The sequence below is a fragment of the Legionella lansingensis genome, assembly GCF_900187355.1.
GTDB lineage: Bacteria > Pseudomonadota > Gammaproteobacteria > Legionellales > Legionellaceae > Tatlockia > Tatlockia lansingensis.
This window is the reverse complement of record NZ_LT906451.1, coordinates 1209917-1228272: the sequence shown is the minus strand read 5'-3', so window position 1 is coordinate 1228272 and position 18356 is coordinate 1209917. Positions and strand designations below refer to the sequence as shown.

Below are 18356 nucleotides of genomic sequence, written 5' to 3'. Positions count from 1 at the left end.
CTATGACTAAGTAGCATTCTTTGGCAGAGCGCTTTTATTGTCATCCATGAGCAAAAAACACAGACTCTCTCAAGATTCAAGATCATTCGTCACATTGTGTCATCCCCGCGAAAGCGAGGATGACACGGTTTGGTAAATGCTCTCTAAGACTCAGGAAATCCTTCGTTTTCGCTCAGGATGACAAAACCAACAACTAAATCGCCTCAAACACCGCGGCAGCGCCCATGCCTGTTCCTATGCACATGGTGACCATGCCGTATTTTCCTTTTATACGTCGTAGTCCATGTAGCAACGTGGCTGTACGAATAGCTCCTGTGGCCCCCAGCGGATGACCTAAAGCGATGGCTCCCCCCAAAGGATTTACTTTGTCTCTAGGTAAGTCCAGGGTTTTAATCACCGCTAAAGCTTGGGCAGCAAATGCTTCATTGAGTTCTATCCAATCCATCTTATCTAGCGTTAATCCGGCTCGTTTAAGAGCTAAAGGAATGGCATTGATAGGACCTATGCCCATTACTTCAGGCGCAACGCCAGCTACCGCATAACCGCACAGTCGTCCCATAGGTTGCAGATCAAATTTCTTCAAGGCTTCTTCATTGGCTAACAGTGCTATTCCTGCACCATCACTGGTTTGTGAACTATTTCCGGCCGTAACAGTTCCTTTAGCAGCAAAAACTGGTTTAAGGCGAGAAATCGCTTCATAAGATGTGTCCGCCCGCGGACCTTCATCGTCAGAAATGAGTTTTTTCTTGCTTATCACCTTGGAAGTAGCCAAATCAGCATGGCGAACAGTGATCTCCACAGGCGTGATTTCCGCTTTAAAATCACCACGCTGCTGTGCTGCGACAGCCCGTCGATGACTTTCAGCAGCAAATTCATCTTGCTGTTCTCTTGTCACTTCCCAACGCTTGGCAACGTTTTCTGCTGTAATACCCATACCATAAGCTATGGCGACATGTTCATCAGTAAAGATCGCAGGATTGGCCGTGTATTTGTTACCACCTAATGGAACCATGGACATACTTTCTACACCTCCTGCCAAAGCCATTGCAATATCACCACTTGTAATAGAAGAAGCGGCGGTAACAATACTTTGTACACCAGAAGAACAAAAGCGATTAATCGTCATAGCAGGAACACTTTGTGGTATACCAGCTAAAAGCGAAGCAATACGTGCGACATTCATCCCTTGCTCCGCTTCAGGCATCGCACAGCCTATTACCACGTCGCCAATTTCTTGCCAATCTACAGATTGATTACGTTGTTTTAAAGATTTTATTGTATGAGCCAATAAATCATCCGGCAAGGTATGACGAAAAACACCTCTTGGGGCTTTGCCAACAGGGGTACGCAGCACATCAACTACATATACATTTGTCATCCTAAGTCTCCTTAATTGCGCAAGGGCTTGCCAGTTTCTAATAAATGCGCTATTCGAGCCTGCGACAATGGTGTTGCAGCCAAAGTCATAAATGCCTCCCTTTCTCGATGCAGCAACCAAGCCTCATCCACCAATTCACCTTGGTTAACATCACCACCACAAAGGACACTTGCCAATTGGTCAGCAAGAAAATAATCATGTTGAGAAATAAAACCACCTTCTAACCAATTCACCAATCCAGCCTGCAAGCGCGCATGCCCTTCACGACCTGCCACTTTAAAGCGTGTTTTAAGTGGGGTTTGATAATTCATGACTTGCATTAACTTTACTTGCGAAAGAGCCGCAAACAAGACTTCATTCGAATGCATAACCCAGTGATCAGTTGCTTTTAAAAACCCTTTCTGCATAGCTTCAGCAGCACTACCGGCAACAAAAGCGGTGGCAATTTGTTGGAAATAAGGCTGCAAAAAGACTAATAAGTCAGCATCTTGGGCTTTTTGTGCAGCGCGCATAGCCATTTCCTTACAACCACCACCTGCGGGAATCAGACCCACACCTGCTTCCACCAAACCGGGGTATGATTCAAAAGCAGCCACAACAGCATTACAATGCATCATTAATTCGCAACCACCCCCTAGTGCACGACCACGCAACGCAGCAACGGTTGGGATAGCACAATATTTTAAGCGCATAGCAACTTGCTGAAAATGCCTTATCATTGCATCCAAGGCATCCATCCTATCTTCCTGGATAAGGGAAGCAACACCTCGCAAGTCTGCACCAGAGCTAAAGTTATTGGCATCCGACTGATAAATAATCAAGCCTTGGCATTCTTTTTCTGCTTTATCAATAGCCTGCTCCAAACCATCCAGAACCGCTTGACCAATAGTATTGGCTTTACTCTTAAAGCTAACGACAGCGACATCATCTTTGAGAAGCCATAAGTTAATACCATCGTTTTCAAATAACGAAGGTGTATATAATCTTTTTTCATTTAACACACGATCTGGGAAAAATTGGCGTTGATAAACGGGAAGCTCACTGCGCGGGACATGTTTTTGCTGACTTGGCGCGTAAGCACCCTCACTCGTGTAAAAATCAGTGATTCTCTTCAGCCAATCTGGTAACTCTGCTTGACTTAGAGTCTCATTTTTGGCCCTGGCTTTGTTTATTATGTCTTGCATTGCTGCAATACCTGCAACTTGCCAAGTTTCGAAGGGCCCTTCTTGCCAACCAAATCCCCAGCGAATGGCCAAATCAACATCACGAACGCTATCAGCAATGTCTTGCAAATGATAAGCACAATAATGAAACAGATCGCGATAACAAGCAGTTAAAAATTTAGCCTGCTTATCATCGGAAGAAACCAATTGCTGCATTCGTTGTGAAGGATCCGGAGTTTTCATTATCGCCTTCACTTCCCCACTAATTTCTCCTTTAGAAGGTCGATAACTACCTGACTTAAGATTATACACTTCAATCTCTTTACCATTCTTACGGTAAATACCCTGCCCCGTTTTTTGTCCTAAATCACCCTCTTTGATGAGTCCTAGCAACCATTCAGGTAATCTAAAATGTGCGTGCCAAGGGTCGTCTGTTAACTGTTCTTCCATCGTACGGACGACATGTTGCATGGTATCCAAACCAACAACATCCATTGTTCTAAACGTTGCTGATTTTGGTCGACCCAATAAAGGCCCTGTTAGTGCATCAACTTCATCCAAACCGAGATTCATGCTTTCGGCATGATGTAAGGTTGCCAATAAAGAGAAAACACCTATACGATTAGCAATAAAATTAGGGGTATCTTTGGCACGAACAACTCCCTTACCCAGACGACTGGTTAACCAGCTTTCAAGCTGATCCAGCAAATGACTGTCTGTTGTGTGTGCAGGAATCAGCTCAGCCAGGTGCATATAGCGAGGAGGATTAAAGAAATGAACACCACAAAAGCGACTACGATGAACCGCAGGTAAAACTTCGGCTAGTGTATTAATGCTAAGACCAGACGTATTACTAACCAAAATCGAATGTTGTCTTAAGTGCGGTGCAATTTTTCGATATAGGTCTTCTTTCCAATCCAAGCGCTCAGCGATTGCCTCAATGATCAAGTCACAATCGCTCAAATCAGCTAAATGTTCTTCATAATTTCGTGCTCGTAGATAGGCTACCGTTTGTGAGGTAGCCAAAGGAGCAGGCTTTAATTTACCTAAATTAGCAAGCGCCTTATCAATCAAAGCATTACTGTTTCCCTCTTTCGCAGCCAAGTCAAACAACAAGGTTTCAATTCCTGCATTTACACAATGCGCTGCAATTTGGGCACCCATTACGCCAGCACCGAGAACCGCGACCTTCCTAATGAAAAATGGTTCCTGCATGATTTCCTATCCTCTGTTAAATATTAAAACGAATACCTTGCGCTAGCGGCAACGCATCTCCCCAATTAATCGTATTCGTTTGGCGACGCATGTAGGCCTTCCAAGCATCGGAGCCTGATTCACGACCACCGCCCGTTTCCTTCTCACCACCAAAAGCACCACCAATCTCAGCACCTGAGGTACCAATATTGATGTTTGCTATACCACAATCACTGCCTACGGCACTTAGATAGAGTTCCGCATGTTTCAGATTTTGTGTGAATATGGCAGAAGATAGGCCCTGAGGAACGCCGTTTTGCAAAGCAATGGCCTCTTCGATGCTGCGATAGGGCATGACATAAAGAATTGGAGCAAACGTTTCTTCTTGGACAATGTCCCAGTGATTCTCTACATCAGTAACTAATGTAGGTTGAACGAAATAGCCTGCCGTGTTAAGCGCCTCGCCACCAAAAACAATCTGCCCTCCAGCTGCAGTGATGCGCGATATCGCATGCTTAAATTGCTTAACAGCCTGTTCATCAATGAGAGGTCCCATTAAATTTTTACTGTCTAAAGGATCACCAATGGTAATTTGCTCATAGGCATGCTGCAAACGCTTAACCACTTCTTTAAACATCGATTGATGAACAAATAAACGGCGAGTTGAAGTACATCGTTGTCCGGCCGTACCTACAGCTCCAAACACAATGGCTGGAATAGCCAAGTTTAAATCTGCTGATTCATCAAGAATAATTGCATTGTTGCCACCTAACTCCAAAATGGTTTTGCCAAGGCGAGATGCGACTTTCATGGCAACCTGTTTACCTACAGCAGTAGAACCTGTGAAAGAAATAAGAGGGATACGTTGATCATTGACCATCGCATCAGCAACATCATGTGACTCAGGAATAATTAGGCTAAAAATTTCAGGACAATTATTTTTTTGTAGTACCTTATTGCAAATATGTTGTACAGCAACAGCACAAAGAGGCGTCTTTGCAGATGGTTTCCACAAGGTAACGTTCCCACAAATAGCAGAAATAAACGCATTCCAGGCCCACACAGCTACAGGAAAGTTAAAGGCAGATATTACACCAACGATGCCATAGGGATGCCACTGCTCATACATGCGGTGCTGCGGACGTTCCGAGTGCATGGTTTTGCCGTAAAGCATGCGCGATTGACCAACTGCAAAGTCAGCAATGTCAATCATCTCTTGAACCTCACCATCTCCTTCTTGCTTTGATTTCCCCATTTCAAGAGAAACCAAGCTACCTAATAGATCTTTATGTTCACGTAATGCTTGTCCGATTTGACGTATAATTTCTCCGCGTTGCGGTGCTGGTACCTCACGCCACAATAATGCAGCCTCATGTGCTCTTTGCATCACATCTTCATAATCTTTCATAGAGCATGTTGCAATTTCAGCAAGTTTTAGCCCAGTAGCAGGGCAGAAGGAAGCAAGACGTGTCTCTCCTATTTCACTTTGCCACCCCTGGCCACTGAAAGCACCAGGGTTAATCTCATTAATATTAAGGCGTTTTAATAAATCCATCTCCCTCTCCTAAGCGTAATACAGACCAAAGCGATTGGATAACACATCGGTCAAATGGAAATTCTCCTGCAGAATCAGACCGTGATACTCATTGGCTTGACCCAAAACCAAATCCACGACGGCACATATACCCGATGCGGTGCTCACTTGAATGGCAGACCACTCTAGACCACGTATTTCTTGCGGATAAATTTTCTTCACGTAACTCTTTTCAGTGAGTTCGCCCTGTTTTATCCCTTCTACCGTAACATAGACGATGACTATATCCTGATACGTTTTGGGAATGGCGTTCTCTAAAATGCGTTTTAAGGTATCGCGGTCTTCATTTAATTTTAAATCATTCATCAGTAAGCGCATTTTTTCGCAATGCCCAGGGTAGCGCATGGTCTTATAATTTAAACTCTGGATTTTACCCTCATATAACTCAGCTAAACTGCCCAAACCACCTGACGTATTAAAGGCTTCGTATTCACAGCCATCAATTTGAATGGATTCCAATCCTTCTAATGGTTTAAGGACGGCAGGTTTGCCTGCTTCAATTCCATAGCAAGGATTACCGTATTCGTTAATAACTCCATCTGTTGACCATGTTAAAGAATAGTGTAGTGCATTGCTGGCACGTTGAGGTAAAGCCCCTACGCGCAATTTTGCGTGCAGACATCGTTCAAACTCTTTCATCAGGCTATTTGCAGCAATGCTGATAAACCCTGGTGCCAAACCGCACTGAGGTACAAAAGCCGTTTGTGCCCCTTCAGCAATGGCCTTGACCGCCTCTGTGACAGAAGTATCTTCAGTGAGATCAAAATAATGTGCTTTTGCAGCCTTTGCAGCTTTTGCCACATACGTATTAAGAAAATAAGGGAGACTTGAGATCACAGCAACAATATTATTTTTCTCTAAATAATTTTGCGTGGCCTCTTGATCTTTGACGTCCAAAGCGATTGTTTTTACCTCAGGCATAGCCTGCAACAAACGGTTAACGTCAGTTCCTGAGAACTCCAAATCGGCTATATGAACTTGGTAGTCACCACTATCTGCCAGCAGGCAGGCAATTAAACTTCCAATTTTCCCAGCGCCAGTGATCATAACGTTATACATATACATCCTTCTCCAGTGTAAAACGAGCCGTCATCGTACACTAAATAAATGGCACTTGGATATAGGTCTATTGATTTAACAACTTTGGCTCATTTAGAGCCACAGTACCTCTGGTCTATAAGGCTTAATTTAAGAAGCGATGTGTTTTGTCAGAACGTCTGTTTAGCGTTTAATAGGAGTGTTGCTGCCGAGAGTAGCACTAGAAATCGCTCATTCTATCCAAAAAGGACTGCAATGCAAAACGCTCCTCTGGTGATTTCTCTGGTGGCTTTGCATATTCCTTTAAGGCTGAAGTATTGTTCATATCTAATTTTGCAATCTCTTGATAGAAGTTTTCAACCTCAGGCTTTCTGCCACGAATATGTTCGTGTACGAACTGTGTAATAGAAAAGTCTGATTTTTTATATTTTGCCAACTCTATGATTTGAGAAAGTTTCTCTTGACTGGAAGCATTACTATTAATGATCCCTTGCATTTTCTCTAAGCCATCAACACCTGGATGCTTTTTGATAAAGTCACTAATTTTATCGAGAGCCTGATTACATATCTCTCTGCGTTCTTGATATTCAGCAACGGGTTTTCTTATTTCTTCACAAAAATTGGTCATCTTGAATAGTGTCGAATTATCTTTTGAATAAGATCTTAGAAAACGCTCATCTAAATAAGATGACAGATTAGCAAAAGCTTCTTGAGGATCCCTGCTTACATGCCCTATGCTACCTTGCCCACCCACATAATCAGTAGCTTTATAAACTTTCCCTTCGGCTATGCATTCTAGTGCCTGTATCAAATTGGGTAGAACTTGAAAATCACCACGACTGGGGTAAGCATGAGAAGGTGGGTTTTTTACATTCTCTTGCATAGCTTCCAAATCCTTTTTATATTTATTTAATAGCTCCTGAGCCTTTCCTTTAGAAATCATGTTAAAAGCCTCACAAAAATGATTTCATTTAATAAATAGAATACCATATTTAACCAAAGTGATCTATAATTAACCAATTTTTTCACAAAAAAGAATCTCTCCCTACTGTGGCTTTAATCTTTAGGCCTCATTGAAGTAAAAATCTCGTGGTGATACATCACTTCAATGGCGTTAACAATCTTGACCTTTAACAATTAGTATTCTATGGTGGCATTCATTTAATGCACATCAAAGCTATGACTCAGGCAGCCGCTCTTCCAGAACAGATATCAATTTCAGCAAAAACGCTTAATTATGGCCATTTGCTGCGCGCCTTTTTATTTGGCTTAATTCTCCCTTTAAGTTTTGCCCCCTTTCATATACCGGGGGCAGCCATTCTTAGTCTGGCATTTTTTTATGCTCACTTGCTTGATGAAAATAAGCAACATCCTTTTTTAAATGGCCTTTTTTTTGGGCTGGGATATTTTGGTCTGGGGATCTCGTGGGTTTATGTCAGTATTCACGAATATGGTCATTTAAATAGCATTGTCTCAGCATTGATCACTTTGTTTTTTTTACTCTACCTTGCCTTATTTCCAGCAAGCATGGCGGTACTTTTTAAAAAATTAAATCCGCCGCATACCCCACTCTATTCCGGTTTACTATTCAGTGCTCTATGGATTTTATTTGAATACGGTCGCTCTATTCTCTTCAGTGGCTTCCCCTGGTTACTCATTGGCTTTGGTCAATTCGATGCGCCGATAAAATATCTTTTACCTATTATGGGTGTCTTCGGTGTAGGCTTCCTCACTTGTTTTACTGCCACTTTACTAGTAGTGAGTATAAAACTTTCTGGGTTACGACGATATTTAGCGCTAAGCGTTTTTGTTCTCCTCTTATTACTACCCTCAACATTGAAATCACTAATGTGGTCGAAAGAAAAAGCTGAACCTCTCTCCGTTGGTATCATCCAAGCCAATTTATCGATGCGCGATAAATGGGATGAACATTTATTTTGGCAATTGTTGACACGTTACAAGACTGAGACAGAAAAATTGCTGGGGACCTCTCTCATTGTCATGCCAGAATCGGCCATTCCTCTCCCACCAAGTTATGTCGAAGATGTTCTTATTGAGTTGGATAAAAAAGGCAAGCAGGCAGGTAGTGCCATTTTATTAGGCATCCCGAAGCCCTCCATGATAGACGAAAACGCTTATTTTAATGCCTTGATTAGTTTAGGGGCAGCTAAGGGCTTTTATTTAAAACAACATCTTGTTCCTTTCGGGGAATATATCCCCAAAGCCATGCAAACCATTAGTGAATGGTTGGCAATCCCCGCTGCTAATTTGATGCCGGGTAAAAATAATCAACCTCTCGTTAAAATTAAGGGACATCCAATAGCAACTCTGATTTGTTATGAGCTGGCCTATGGTGATTTATTGCGCCGTCAACTCCCACGAGCAGAGTGGATTGTCTCTATTAGTGATGATGGTTGGTTTGGACATTCCTTGGCTATGTACCAACAGCTGCAGATGGCCCAAGTACGCTCTCTTGAAACAGGCAGGTATCAAGTTGTTGCAAACAATGATGGCTTATCATCTGTGATCAACAGCCGTGGAGAAATCATTTCTTCTTTGCCAGCCTTTAGTACTGGAGTCCTGCGAACAACGCTTTTTCCTGCAACAGGCCTTACACCATGGGTTTCTTTAGGTGATGCTCCCGTACTGATTTTTTGTTTATTGATTGTGTTGTTTTATGGCATCTATCGTATTTTTTCATCTAAACTTAACCATTAAACCTATTGCTGCAGAGCACAAGAGGCGTTATTCTTACCAGCCTTACTGAAATATAACTTACTAATTATGGATAACAGCTATAACCCCCGTGAAGTTGAAGAACAAGCCCAGCAATACTGGCTTAAGAAACAATCATTTAACGTTTCTGAAGACTTAAATAAGGAAAAATTTTACTGCTTATCCATGTTTCCCTACCCTAGCGGTACCTTGCATATGGGACACGTAAGGAACTACACCTTAGGCGATGTAATCACTCGATATCAACGAGCCTTAGGGAAAAATGTTTTGCAACCCATCGGATGGGATGCCTTTGGTTTACCTGCCGAGAATGCAGCAATTAAACATGGTATTCATCCCGCTGAATGGACTAAAAGAAATATCGCTTCTATGAAGGAGCAATTTTTACGTCTGGGTAATGCCTATGATTGGAAACGCGAAATTACTACTTGTGACCCTGATTATTATCGCTGGGAACAATGGTTTTTCATTAAGCTTTATGAAAAGGGCTTGGTTTATAAAAAGAATGCCGTAGTTAATTGGGATCCGGTCGATCAAACTGTTCTTGCCAATGAACAAGTGGTTGATGGTCGAGGCTGGCGTTCTGGCGCACTCGTTGAACGCAGAGAAATCTCTCAATGGTTTATTAAGATTACTGCTTACGCTGATGAATTATTAAATGATTTAGATATCTTGGATGAGTGGCCCGCGCAAGTTAAGCAAATGCAGCGCAATTGGATTGGCCGCTCTGAAGGTTGTGAAATTAGCTTTAAAGTTCTTGGCTTCCCTAAACGACTCAAGATCTATACTACACGTCCAGACACGTTAATGGGCGTTACCTATTTGGCGGTAGCTCCTGACCATCCCTTGGCAAAGGAAGTGGCAAGTCAGAAACCTGAAGTCCAGGCTTTCATTGACAGCTGCCAGGGGGTTCGTATGGCTGAAGCTGACATAGCCACCATGGAGAAAAAAGGTATTTCCACAGGCATAGCAGCCATTCATCCTATTACTGGCGATGAAGTCCCTGTATGGATAGCTAATTTTGTGCTCATGCAGTATGGCTCTGGAGCTGTCATGGCAGTGCCTGCTCATGACCAGCGAGATTGGGAATTTGCTCATAAATACAAGCTGCCAATCAAAGAAGTTATTGTTCCTGTTGATGACTACCAACATGATTACAGCAAATCAGCCTTCACCGATGAAGGAAAATTAATTCATTCAGGGCAATTTGATGGCTTATCTTCCGCTGAGGCAACGAAAGAAATTGCTAACTATCTTGAGCATCACGATGCGGGTAAGATGACCATTAATTATCGGCTTCGAGATTGGGGCGTTTCACGGCAACGCTATTGGGGTACCCCCATTCCAATGATATTTTGTGAAGAGTGCGGCATTGTTCCCGTACCTGAAGAAGATTTGCCCGTCACGCTCCCCTATGATGTGCAATTAACGGGAAGCGGTTCACCGTTAGCTCAGTGCAGTGAATTTGTGCAGACTGAATGTCCTAAATGTGGACAAGAGGCCACACGTGAGACAGATACGTTTGATACCTTTGTTGAATCCTCCTGGTACTATGCTCGTTTTGCCTGCAAGGGCCAAGAAAGTGCCATGTTAGACGATAGAGCCAAGTACTGGACACCAGTTGATCAGTACATTGGTGGGATCGAACATGCGGTAATGCACTTACTTTATGCACGCTTTTTCCACAAACTCATGCGCGATGAAGGGCTAGTCAATTCAGATGAACCTTTTAAAGCCTTATTAACACAAGGCATGGTGTTGAAAGATGGCCATAAAATGTCTAAATCGTTGGGCAATGTTGTTGATCCTAACCATCTAATGGATACCTACGGTGCTGATACTGCAAGATTATTTGTTATGTTTGCAGCGCCACCTGATCAATCATTGGAATGGTCTGATGCTGCTGTCGAAGGCGCACATCGATTCCTTAAACGTGTTTGGGCTTTTGCCTATCAGCATCAACAATTATTTATTGAAATAAATGATGCCATTTTATGCGGGAATGGAAATATTGATTGGCAACACACAAGTGCACGTCTAAAAAAATCCCGCTTAAATGTTCATCAAATCTTGGTGCAAGCAAGTCATGACTATGAACGGCACCAATTTAATACCGTAGTGTCTGGCTGCATGAAACTCTTCAATGAGCTTTCTTCTTATACGGTTGAGTCTGAGGAAGATAAATATTTCTTACACTCTGGGATGAGTATTCTTCTTCGTTTACTGGCACCCATCACACCACATATCTGTCATCATCTGTGGCACCAACTAGGATTTGAGAGAGCTATCATTGATGCGCCCTGGCCAAAAGTTGATAAAAGCGCACTGAAAACAGATGAGCTTGATTTTGTTGTACAAGTGAATGGTAAATTAAGAGCACAATTTACCGCTCATAGCGATACAGATGAGAATGAACTAATCGAGATGGCCAAGAAACATGCAAAGAGTTTTCTTGGAGGCAAGACAATCAAGAAGGCGGTTGTTGTTGCTCACCGCCAACTAATTAATTTGGTTATTAGTTGATGCGTCGACTAGTTATTTGCTTAATCCTTGGTTTATTAGCCAGTTGCGGTTTTCATCTACGCGGGATGACTGACATCCCTCCATGGCTTAATCATGTTGCCATTGTTATTCAGAATGCACATCGTGATCTGGACAATTTATTAAAGGATCAGTTGGAGGCTTATAAGATCGCTATAACTGACGATCCTACTCAGGCAAATTACTTGCTCATCATTGAAAAAGACAACTACAGGCAAGAAGTGACCAATGTCAGTGCCAGCACAACCCCTCGACAGTATTTACTCACTTATGATGTCCAATTTAGCCTGATCAAGGCAAAAGGTGGTCCTATCATTCCATCCAGTCACGTTTTTGTTACTCGACAACTTACCATCAATAATGACAGAATCTTAGGTTCTGATGCTGAAGAAACGTTATTAAAAAATGAAATGCGTGTGGAAGCAGCTACGCAAATCATTAACCGTATAAGCCAAGCTAAGAATTACGGTCCGAACAACGAACCTGATACTAAATATGCTCATTAAACAACAAACTTTGGCTTCTTACCTGGCTCGGCATGCACTACCAGCCATATATATTTTGACAGGCCAGGATTATTTTCTGTTATCAGAGACTGCAAAAAATATTAAACATGCCTGGCTAACACAACATACTGAACCACATGAAACAATTTTACACATTAATCAAACAGCCGATTGGGCTCAGGTGGAAGAAAAGGCCTATAGTTATAACTTGTTTGCAGAAAGCTCGCTAATTGATATCCGTTATGAAAAACAAACCTTAGATAACGCAGGCAAACATTTTCTCAATCATTACATCGCCAATAGTAATCCTTGTTGTTTGATTATTATCCGTGCACCCAACCTACCTGCGAAGCAATTAACTGGTTTCACACACCACGAGCAAATTCATATTGTTCAAATTTTCCCATTAGACAACGTGGCTACACAACACTGGATAAGAGATCAGCTGCAAAAAAAAAAGATAACATTTGAATCTGCGATTCCAGCATTAATTCAACAATACACCCAAGGCAATATGCTTGCTTGTGCACAAGCTTTGGAGAAAATTCAATTAATTGATGATGGTTCTATGTTAACTACAGCTGTTGTAGAAAGCCAACTTACTAACCAATGTGACTATCAATTATTTGAATTAAGCGACGCCTGTTTACTGCCAGACGCAGATAAAGTTGTTCTACATCTTCGCCATGCATACAATAGTGGTACAGAGGCTACTCTTGTTTTATGGCTATTAGCACAAGACCTTCGTAATTTAATCCAGCTTATCGAATTAACTCAGCAATCTGTATCATTTGCTACAGCCTGTAGCCAATTAAAAATTTGGGCTCATCGCAGTAAATTATATCAATCAGCCTTAAAACGTGTGCAGAAAAATCACTTGGTGCGATTATTACAGTTCTCCAAGAAAATTGATGAACGCATAAAATCAAATGCCAATGGACAAATTTGGCCCGCTTTAGAGCAAATGGCACTTTCATTTTGTTTGGGTATAGAGGTAGGGAATCTTGCATAGCATAATCATTTACGGTGGAACGTTTGATCCGGTTCACAATGGGCATCTAAAAACTGCTGCTAATCTTCAAAGACGATTCCATTTTGATCAGTTTATTTTCTTACCCTGCAAAGATCCTGTCCTTAAGCAAAAAGCTACTGCCACGCCTGCACAAAGAGTAGAGATGTTAAAACTTGCTTTGACAAGTCTGCCTGAGCATTTCGCAATTGATTTGTCTGAAATTGAGCGTGACAGCCCTTCATATATGGTGATTACATTAGCAGACTTCCGCCGTCGATTAGGGACAGATATATCAATAACGCTCTTAATGGGAATGGATACTTTCATACAACTCCCGAACTGGCATGATTGGAGACGGATACTCACTCTTGCAAATATACTGATCATTAAGCGTGCAGGCATTGAGAATGTTAGACTTCCTACAGTTCTTGAGGAACTGCTAAAAATCCACGAAACCCATGATGAAAAAGCAATCCTCAACAACAGCCACGGCTTCATTTATTCCTGCGATGCCGGCAGTTTTGATATATCATCAACGAAGCTTAGGAAAGGACTGGCTGAAAGACAAAATCTAAAATCTTATATTCCTAAACCCGTCCTACAATATATCAAAGAAAATCAAATTTATATCAATAATTAGTTAACGACAATCCGTGGTAAATGAGAGTCCATCTTTAACCTAATTAGCTCACACTCTGCTTTCCAATGCTTCCGTGCAAAAAAACTAAATTTCTCAGGGAAAAACAGATTAGGGAGATGGTTGGGATTTTGCTTTTGCAATGGAGGAGCTGGCTCAAGATCAAACTCACATTTAAGCCCTGCCACTAACTTAGCAAGTGTAGTGTCGTTAATTTCCATCTTATAGTAAGACAATCGCGATTTAAAATAAGCTTCAGCATCAGCGCTAGTACATTTACCAAGCAAATGATACTTAGTTTCAAACAGCTTGCACATCACTTCAATCTCAAATATGTAAGCATTTGCCTCTGTATTGGGTATTTTAGCCGCGACGTTAAACGCGTGTCCTACCTCGTGAACAATGGCTCCAATGACCTCTATGGCGGGTTTATTCAACAAAATGGCTTTCATGGCTATAGTTTCATTAACCACCCAGTTTTTATGCTTTTTGCCTAAGAGCCTGTAAGTATATTGATTAATGAATATTGCAGGATTCCCACCAACACCTACAAAATCATGTGGGGGCTTTAATATATCGATTTTAAGTTCAGGAATATTAACGCTTATTCCATTTAGACCAAGAATACTGATCAGCCGACAACGATTGATCAGCTGCTTAATATTTTCTACTGTAAGCATGTTAGCCTCCTCTCAATGGAATTTATACATGTCAGGTTAATTAGCACTCTGAATAATTTAATTCAGTGCAAAATGATTATTCAGTATAAATATCCCGCGGTCAACAGCAATAATGATCATTCAGATTTTTTTACATTCATATTGAGCCATGGATATGCATAGATATAATTAACGATTAGTAAATGAATTGCACAATTGTAGTGTTACAGAGTTTAATTAGAGCTAATAGAGTTTAGACTGCTTGATAGTTAAGCATTGGAGAATTCAAAATCATCAGGATGGGTTAGAAAACTCTCCTTATCTGGTTGTGCTTCTTTAACGGGAGTTTTTACCTTCGGCTGCTCAGTGCGCTTATCAGGAGAATCTTGTGAACTAGTCTTCGGTAATTGTATTCCCTGTTTATCAAAAACTTTCATCTGTTTGATAAATTCAGGCATGAGACTATAGAGCCAATTAACAACCGGCTCAAATTGAGCATAAAGTTTTGAATTAGCAGCATATTTCTTGTAGGGTACGGAGGTCATTTGGATGGCGACCATAATTAAGGCAATGATGAATACTCCACGAACAAAGCCGAATGCCATACCCAGAATGCGATCTGTGCCACTTAGTCCAGAGCGTTTTAAGATAAAGCTAAGAATTGCATTGACTATGCCACCAGCAATTAAGATGGCAATTAAGATAATAATAAAAGCTGTCACTGTTCGTGTTGTTTTATCTTGAATATATTTTTGCAGCCAAGGATCTAAGTTCTGAGAGTAAGTGAAGGCCAACCAAATGGCCAGAATCCAAACAGCCAAGGCAATAAGCTCTTTGACAAAGCCACGAATAAGACCGGTTACAACTGATAAAGCAATAACAGCAACGATCAGTAAATCAATCCAATGCCATTGCATAACTTAACTGACCCCAGTCGTCACAATAAAGCCTTTAATTTGCATCACACTTGCTAACTGTTGCTGTAGTAATTTAGCTTCTTCTTTTTGATTACCTTGTCCAACAATTACTTTATAAACAGGACCTAGTCGAGTATTTACCTTATAATACGTTGCATTGTATCCCTTCGCTCTCAATTTAGATAATAAAGAATCAGCATTCTGCTGTTTTGCAAAGGTTGCTAACTGCACTGCATAACGCCCTTTAGTATTATGTACAATTGCTTTTTTCGCCACGGTTGCTGGCTTGGTCATGGCGGTAACCGGCTTGGAGTCTACCTTCCTTTGCTGTTGATTACTGATACTTTTGGTTGCAGCAGCAACAATGGTGGGCTTGAGCTTTTGTTTGATTAATTTAGCTGGTTCTGTTTTCGCTTTTGCCACCATAGGCTCAACGGCTTCTTTAATTTGCTTTAATTCACTTAAGGATTGCGCCTTGGAAAGGGTTGACTCTTCTAATGATGCAGGTACCTCAGGGATTTCGACACGCGCAACTTTAACCGTTTCAAACATGGCCTTTTCGTTTGGTATAGCCACTTTTGGTGGAGTTGGTTTAGGTGGTAGCTTCACGGATACGCTGACATTGTCACCAATTCGTTGATTCGATTTTTTGATGATTGCAGGAGCAAAAATAGCAGCGATAGACAGAATCACAGCAAGACCTATTAAGCGATGTTTCACCCGTTCATCCATCGTAAATTTCATTATCTCTCCCCAGTTCTGGTAGAATTATACACAGCAGGTAGCACCTCTCCTACTGTTAGAAATGAACCATAAACTACGATTAAATCACCTGCGTTAGCTGTATTGCAAGCTGCCTGATAAGCTAATCGAGGATTATCGTAATAAAAAGGCACTATATCATAAATACGAAAGGCTGTGTTAAATTGTTCCCTGGATGCAGCCCGTTTACTGGTTAGAAGTGCTAAGTACCAATGATGAACATGGTCAATTAAAGGCGCAATGAGCTCTGGAATATTTTTATCTCGTAACGCTGAGAATACAACATGGATAGAACCTTGCCAAGACAAACGTTTAATATGAGCTGCAAGATAACTGACCCCTTGAGGATTATGCGAAACATCAAACAATGTACTCTTTTCACCTTTAATCAATTGCAACCTTCCCGGCAAAAAAAGATGTCCTAAAGCCTCTCTAATCGACGAAAAGTTGATTGGCAAGCTCTTCCTTAAGCATAAACAAGTCATGATAGCTGCCCCAATTGAATTAGGGTGCAAAACTGGCTGTGGTAAGTCAGTAATTGTTTCATGCTCATTAATGACATGAAATATACCCTCCACAGGAGCATATTTATAATCTTGATGACTAATATAAGTAGGGCAATTTAAGGAAGCGGCCACTGCGAGAATGCTATTAGTTGGATTTATGTCGGCATAAATAAGAGGCTTCTTTGGTCTTAAGATACCTGCTTTCTCATAACCAATCGCTTCTTTAGTATCCCCTAAAAAAGCCTGATGATCAAAATCAATGGTCGTAATAATCGCCAAATCAGCATCGATAATATTTGTCGCATCTAATCGTCCACCTAGACCTACTTCCAGAATCAGAACATCAATAGAATGTCTTTGGAAATGCCATAGCGCAGCTAAAGTTGCTATTTCAAAATAAGTCAAATGAATCCCTTCTTTTTCTCTTGCCTCTTCTACGACACAAAAGGCTTCAGCGAGTTCCTCATCTTTAATAACCTTTTGATTAACTTTTATTCGCTCATTGAATGAGAGTAAATGAGGTGATGTATAGGTTGCAACATCATAACCTTCGGCCAGGTAGATAGCTTCAAGAGCAGCAACAGTAGACCCCTTGCCATTCGTGCCAGCCACTGAAATAACTTTGGCTTTGGGCTGTAATAGTTGAAGAGAAGCAGCAACTTTTTTTATGCGGGTTAAACCCAGTTGAATCTCGTGCTGTGGAAGATGTTCAAGATAAAATAACCACTCAGCAACACTAAAATGCCTATACTGCTTCATCGACAATATTTTTCAAATTAAGGTGAGACAATTTTGCCACAAGTTCAGCAATCGTATTGCGTAAGTGTTTCCGTTCAACAACCATATCAATATGACCGTGCTCAAGTAAGAATTCACTACGTTGAAACCCTTCAGGTAGTGTTTGTCTAACCGTTTGCTCAATAACCCTGGGGCCAGCAAAACCAATGAGCGCATTGGGTTCAGCAATAATGATATCTCCAAGGCTGGCAAAGCTTGCAGAAACTCCGCCCAGGGTGGGATCGGTTAGTACGACAATAAAAGGCAAGCCTGTATCTTCAAAGCGAGCAAGAGCTGCAGACGTTTTGGCCATTTGCATCAAGGAAAATAACCCTTCTTGCATTCTTGCTCCCCCACTTGCTGTAAAACAAATATAAGGACGTCTTTCAGCTGTTGCGATATTGACCGCTCGAACAAATTTCTCACCCACGGTTGCTCCCATGGAGCCACCGATATAATTAAATTCAAAAACACTGACAACCACTGGCTGCCGCTTCAGATTTCCCTTCACGACAATCAAGGCCTCTTTTTCTCCAGTCGCCTTTTGTGCTTGAGCAATCCGTTCTTTATATTTCTTTGAATCCTTAAACTTTAAGCGATCAATCGGTTCAAGATTAGCTGCTATCTCTTCTTGTCCTGCCTCATCAAGAAATTGAGCTACTCGTTCCCGAGCTGTTAAGCGATGATGATGATTGCAATTAGGACAAACAGAAAGATTTTTAACAAGCTCGCTGCGATAGAGAACTGAGGCACAGCCCAAGCATTTCACCCATAGACCTTCTGGTACCCCTTTTTTTTGAGAGGTTTCGGTTCTAACTCTCGAAGGTAATAATTTTTTTAACCAACTCATAATTGAATCCCTTAGTCTTCAGGCGCAATAGTATAACCTGAATTTAAGTGAATGGGTGAGATCCGTTCGAGGGTATTTTGGCAAAA

The 18356-nt window shown here is 41.4% G+C and carries 15 protein-coding genes; 5 read left to right on the top strand and 10 right to left on the bottom strand.

Annotated elements, in window-relative coordinates:
• Positions 1 to 193 precede the first annotated feature (193 nt).
• The 5 genes from CKV79_RS05520 to CKV79_RS05500 all read right to left on the bottom strand — a co-directional run bounded on the left by CKV79_RS05520 (position 194) and on the right by CKV79_RS05500 (position 7310).
• Entirely contained in the window at positions 194 to 1378 is a 1185-nt protein-coding gene (locus CKV79_RS05520; protein ID WP_028374015.1) for an acetyl-CoA C-acyltransferase, read from the bottom strand.
• An 11-nt stretch (positions 1379 to 1389) separates the two neighbouring features.
• Positions 1390 to 3756: a 3-hydroxyacyl-CoA dehydrogenase/enoyl-CoA hydratase family protein gene (locus CKV79_RS05515; RefSeq protein ID WP_028374014.1), complete on the bottom strand. Its 2367-nt coding sequence runs from the start codon at positions 3754 to 3756 to the stop codon at positions 1390 to 1392.
• A gap of 16 nt (positions 3757 to 3772) precedes the next feature.
• On the bottom strand, positions 3773 to 5290 hold the full coding sequence (gene amaB / locus CKV79_RS05510) for an L-piperidine-6-carboxylate dehydrogenase (RefSeq protein WP_028374013.1): 1518 nt from the start codon (positions 5288 to 5290) through the stop codon (positions 3773 to 3775).
• Between the two features lie 9 nt (positions 5291 to 5299).
• The gene (locus tag CKV79_RS05505) at positions 5300 to 6388 is read right to left on the bottom strand and encodes a saccharopine dehydrogenase family protein (RefSeq protein ID WP_028374012.1); all 1089 of its coding nucleotides are present in this window, start codon (positions 6386 to 6388) and stop codon (positions 5300 to 5302) included.
• A gap of 199 nt (positions 6389 to 6587) precedes the next feature.
• Positions 6588 to 7310, bottom strand: a complete 723-nt coding sequence (locus tag CKV79_RS05500; protein ID WP_028374011.1) for a hypothetical protein — start codon at positions 7308 to 7310, stop codon at positions 6588 to 6590.
• Between the two features lie 221 nt (positions 7311 to 7531).
• Here CKV79_RS05500 and lnt point away from each other — a divergent pair, with 221 nt between their 5' ends.
• From lnt to nadD, 5 genes are all read left to right on the top strand, one after another.
• Entirely contained in the window at positions 7532 to 9085 is a 1554-nt protein-coding gene (gene lnt, locus CKV79_RS05495) for an apolipoprotein N-acyltransferase (RefSeq protein WP_231950215.1), read from the top strand.
• A 66-nt stretch (positions 9086 to 9151) separates the two neighbouring features.
• A complete protein-coding gene (leuS, locus tag CKV79_RS05490) occupies positions 9152 to 11626 on the top strand; it encodes a leucine--tRNA ligase (RefSeq protein ID WP_028374009.1) in 2475 nt (824 codons plus the stop codon).
• The gene (locus CKV79_RS05485) at positions 11626 to 12150 is read left to right on the top strand and encodes an LPS-assembly lipoprotein LptE (RefSeq protein ID WP_051546239.1); all 525 of its coding nucleotides are present in this window, start codon (positions 11626 to 11628) and stop codon (positions 12148 to 12150) included. Before leuS ends, CKV79_RS05485 begins: the two co-directional genes overlap by 1 nt.
• On the top strand, positions 12140 to 13162 hold the full coding sequence (holA, locus tag CKV79_RS05480) for a DNA polymerase III subunit delta (protein WP_028374008.1): 1023 nt from the start codon (positions 12140 to 12142) through the stop codon (positions 13160 to 13162). Before CKV79_RS05485 ends, holA begins: the two co-directional genes overlap by 11 nt.
• Positions 13155 to 13802 (top strand): nicotinate-nucleotide adenylyltransferase, encoded by a 648-nt coding sequence (nadD, locus tag CKV79_RS05475; protein ID WP_028374007.1) that lies wholly within the window; start codon positions 13155 to 13157, stop codon positions 13800 to 13802. The genes holA and nadD overlap by 8 nt, the downstream gene beginning before the upstream one ends.
• On the opposite strand, the gene CKV79_RS05470 is transcribed toward nadD, so the two are convergent.
• The 5 genes from CKV79_RS05470 to accD all read right to left on the bottom strand — a co-directional run bounded on the left by CKV79_RS05470 (position 13799) and on the right by accD (position 18270).
• The gene (locus CKV79_RS05470; RefSeq protein ID WP_058387160.1) at positions 13799 to 14479 is read right to left on the bottom strand and encodes a hypothetical protein; all 681 of its coding nucleotides are present in this window, start codon (positions 14477 to 14479) and stop codon (positions 13799 to 13801) included. The two genes, nadD and CKV79_RS05470, sit on opposite strands and share 4 nt — an antisense overlap.
• Positions 14480 to 14727: 248 nt before the next feature.
• Positions 14728 to 15375, bottom strand: a complete 648-nt coding sequence (locus tag CKV79_RS05465; protein ID WP_065236366.1) for a CvpA family protein — start codon at positions 15373 to 15375, stop codon at positions 14728 to 14730.
• 3 nt (positions 15376 to 15378) lie between these two features.
• Complete coding sequence (locus CKV79_RS05460) at positions 15379 to 16119, bottom strand: SPOR domain-containing protein (RefSeq protein WP_028374153.1); 741 nt, start codon at positions 16117 to 16119, stop codon at positions 15379 to 15381.
• Entirely contained in the window at positions 16119 to 17402 is a 1284-nt protein-coding gene (gene folC, locus CKV79_RS05455; RefSeq protein WP_035916126.1) for a bifunctional tetrahydrofolate synthase/dihydrofolate synthase, read from the bottom strand. The genes CKV79_RS05460 and folC overlap by 1 nt, the downstream gene beginning before the upstream one ends.
• Complete coding sequence (gene accD / locus CKV79_RS05450) at positions 17389 to 18270, bottom strand: acetyl-CoA carboxylase, carboxyltransferase subunit beta (RefSeq protein ID WP_028374151.1); 882 nt, start codon at positions 18268 to 18270, stop codon at positions 17389 to 17391. Before accD ends, folC begins: the two co-directional genes overlap by 14 nt.
• Positions 18271 to 18356 lie beyond the last annotated feature (86 nt).